Here is a 3,203-nt window from a genome sequence, read left to right as displayed (position 1 = left end):
ATCACCGCGCCACCCAGCCCCGTCCCACTGGGCTGACACCCTCACAACGAGTCATCAACTGACCTTGACAACCACATTGGGAATCAGTAGGACGCCTTGGCGTCCCTTCCCAGGATCCCGTGCCGCGGCAACGCCTCCGGGCCGGGCAAGCCTGCCGCGCGGTGAGCTTGCCCAGGGTTCCCTTGGGCTTGCCCGGCACTCATGGCCGGTCACATGCCCGCGGCCGTGACCGGTGACCAGCCGTGTGACCGATCCGGTCGCACCCATCGGCCAAACCGCACGTCAGCGGTGTGACCGATCCGTGCAACCCGGGTGTCCGGATCGGCCAGCCGGTCAGCGGCCAGCTCCCCCGGCCAGGCGGAACTCCTGCGCCCCACCCGTGCAGTGCCCGGGTGCCAGCTAATGGGTGGTGCGGTCGGGGTCGGGGAGCTCCGGCGGGAAGTGCCGCTCCAGGATCTCCGCCCAGCGGTGCAGGACGACGAAGCCGGTGGTGTCGGCCTGCGCCTGGACCAGCTCGCTCAGGGCGTCGGCGAAGGGCTGGGCGGCGGTGTCGGCGGGCATCGCGGCGGCGGCTTTCCTGAGCCGCTCGTGCGCAGCGGGGAAGACGCCCCGGGCCCACGCGTCCTGCTCTTGGGCCCGCTTGCTTCCCTCCTCCATGTTGATCTGCCTGATCGTGAGCGCCGGGCAGTCGGGGGCGTGCCAGGTCTCGCTGATCCCGCCGCCGGTCTTCACGTACGCGATGCGGGTGTTGTCAGGGCCCGGCAGGGCGAAGCAGTCGGTGCAGTTGACGCGTTCCGTCTCCGGCTTGTCGGTCATCGCGGAGCTCCCTTCGCTGGAGGCAGAGCCTGCCATCCCGGTCAACGGGCGACCAGGGGTTTCCTCCACCGCAGCGGCCCGTTGGCCCCGGAGCTCGAAGCAGACCTCTCCCCCCGGCTATCGCGTGGGAAAGAGGTGTCGCCGTCCGACAGGGGCTTGCCCACCGGGGGTGACCCGCGAGAACGGGTGGTGTCTGATTTGGGGGGTCCACACCTTCGGTCACACCTGCGGTCCCCCGCTGAAGACAACCGTCCAGCCAACGGTTCAGCCCCCGCCCGGTGCAACCCCCTCCGGGGCGGGTGTGGCCTCCAGGCGTTCGTAGAGAGCGCACACGAGGCGGGCGCGGTTCTGGACGCAGTGCGCGGTGCCCTTGAGCTTCGCGGACAGCCGGCAAGACCGGCAGCAAGCCGCTGTCGTTCTGCTACAACCAGCCCCTCGTGCACAGTGCGCTGACGGCCTGGAAGGGCGAGAAGGCCAACACCTCCACCGCGCAGGAGGCCTACCTGCGTCGCGGGTGGATGAACTCGAGGGCCGCCGAGGGCCAGTGGTCTTCCGACCAGGAGTGAACCCCACTCACGAGTGTCCGGGTGTTTGCCCTCCACCGCTGCCCACTGTGCAAGCAACGGGAGAGCACGCGTGGGAGGGCGCCTTGCTGGCCGGCTGACCGGCCTGCTCGCACCCTGGCTGATCGGCCGGTCAGCCGGCGACGGATCACTTCCCGCTCCGCTTTTTCGCGCGCCAGGATCCGCTGGTGGATCACCGGGTCGCGGTGGGCCCCGATGGCCCGGCGCACGATGGCCGCCAGGATGTCCGGGGGCAGGGCCTCGGCCTGGGTGGTGGCGGTGCCGGAGAACGAGCGGCGGTCAGTGGCCTTGGGCGGGGCGGTGGGCAGGTTGTTGGCGGTGACCTGCTCGGCGGTGACCGCGACCCGCTCGAGCTCCACCTCGGCACCCGCGGCCTGGGCGAACGTGATCACGTCCTCGGCAAGCGCGTTGAACAGATGCTCACCACTCGGGTCGTGGTCTCCGAGGTGGAGTACGACGGTTTCGCGGCCTCCTTCCACCGCTCGCAGGGCCGCGTCGTGCTTGCCGGCCAGCCCGTCGAAACCACCGCCGGAGAAGCAGGCGATGCCGAACTCGGCTCCGATTCTGGACAGTTGGGGGACCATGCCTGCCGTCTCGCACCACAGTTCAAGCCGGACGGGCTGGCCGGCCTGGCGGTCGACGCGGTAGTCGTCGGCCGCCTCGGCGACGGCCGCCCAGAAGCCAGCCGGCCCGGTGAAGGAGGGCGGGGCGTCCACAGTGGTCTGGGTATCGTCCCGGATCGCCTCCCAGGGAACGCGGCCGGAGCGGCGGGCCATGCCGACGTACTCGCACATCCGCTTGTAGTCGCGTTCGGTCTTGGCCATCACCCCGTCGCTGACGAGCACGTACCTGGCGCAGCGTGACGCCGCCCTCGTAGCTCTCCACGATCTCCCGGGACCGGTCCACGACGGCCGGCCGCCGGATCCGCTGACGCGTCATTACCGGTACTCGTACCTCTTCGCGCCTCGCCAAGCGAAGACCACCAACAGCACCGCGGGCTGGGGGGGGGTGGTGCCGGAGGCGCCGGTCCGGGGCGGAGGCCGGACTCGCGTGGCTACGGCCACATCGGCCGGATCTCGATATCCGACCCGAAGGCCTACGTCGGCCGTGTGGCTGAACTCGCGTCTCGTCCTTCCCGTAACCGTGGTGGGTGGCAGGCCGTTTAGCACTCGCCCAGCACCTATTACTGCTTGAGGGAGACCAGGTGAGCGACGAGGAAACGCGCAGCGCCGGCGCTTTGGGAAGGACGCCTTGCGGCGGCCCGTCTATGGGTCGCGCCGCCGGTGGACCGGTCTCGGCCTGCTCGTCATCTCGTCACTGCTCACGGGTGGTCGGGTCGGTTCGTTGTGCTGGGCGGGTCGAGGTTTGTCCTGTCGTCGAAGGGCGAGTCGGCCCGGCCGCGCTGCTGGGAGTCGTGGCCGGGTCCGGGCGTCCGGGCCGGGCACAACGGCGGGTACCGCTCGTGTTCTGACCGTCTGTCCGCGCAGGCGCTCAGCGCGTGGGGAGCGGCCGGGGCTGCGTCGCTTGTCACTTCTGAGAGCGGTCTCTGCCCCACCCTCAATTAACTACGTTCAGCAACCACTCACGTTTGGTGGGTGGCTCGTAAGGAGAGCGTCTTGAACATCAGCAAGGGCCTGATCGTGGGTTCGGCCGTGGCCGCACTCGGTGTGACGGCGGCGCTAGGCGGGGTCTCCATCGCCAACACTCCCGGGCCTTGACCCCTGATCCTGAACACGGGTTATGCGGCTTCGGCCAGCGTAGTTGATGTTGTTCGGAGTGCTTGTTCGTAGGCGATGGGGCTGC

At 69.6% G+C, this 3,203-nt stretch carries 2 protein-coding genes and 1 pseudogene; 1 reads left to right on the top strand and 2 read right to left on the bottom strand.

The annotated features are described in order from the left end of the window. Positions 1–399: 399 nt before the first annotated feature. A complete protein-coding gene (locus ACIRJP_RS42200) occupies positions 400–816 on the bottom strand; it encodes a hypothetical protein (RefSeq protein ID WP_404186489.1) in 417 nt (138 codons plus the stop codon). A gap of 437 nt (positions 817–1,253) precedes the next feature. On the opposite strand from ACIRJP_RS42200, the pseudogene ACIRJP_RS42195 reads away from it, so the two are divergent. Beyond that, positions 1,254–1,313 (top strand): annotated as a pseudogene (locus ACIRJP_RS42195) (hypothetical protein); the annotation flags it as partial. A 2-nt stretch (positions 1,314–1,315) separates the two neighbouring features. Here the strand turns inward: ACIRJP_RS42195 and ACIRJP_RS42190 are convergent. Beyond that, entirely contained in the window at positions 1,316–2,245 is a 930-nt protein-coding gene (locus ACIRJP_RS42190; protein ID WP_404186487.1) for a hypothetical protein, read from the bottom strand. Positions 2,246–3,203 lie beyond the last annotated feature (958 nt).

It is taken from the genome of Streptomyces sp. NPDC102437 (assembly GCF_044765565.1).
Classification (GTDB): Bacteria; Actinomycetota; Actinomycetes; order Streptomycetales; family Streptomycetaceae; genus Streptomyces.
Note: the sequence above shows the minus strand (reverse complement) of the source record. Positions and strands in the feature narration are given on the sequence as shown.

Bases quoted from the DNA above. Each gene is read 5' to 3' on its own strand.
- ACIRJP_RS42200 (WP_404186489.1), bottom strand. From the start codon at position 816: ATGACCGACAAGCCGGAGACGGAACGCGTCAACTGCACCGACTGCTTC.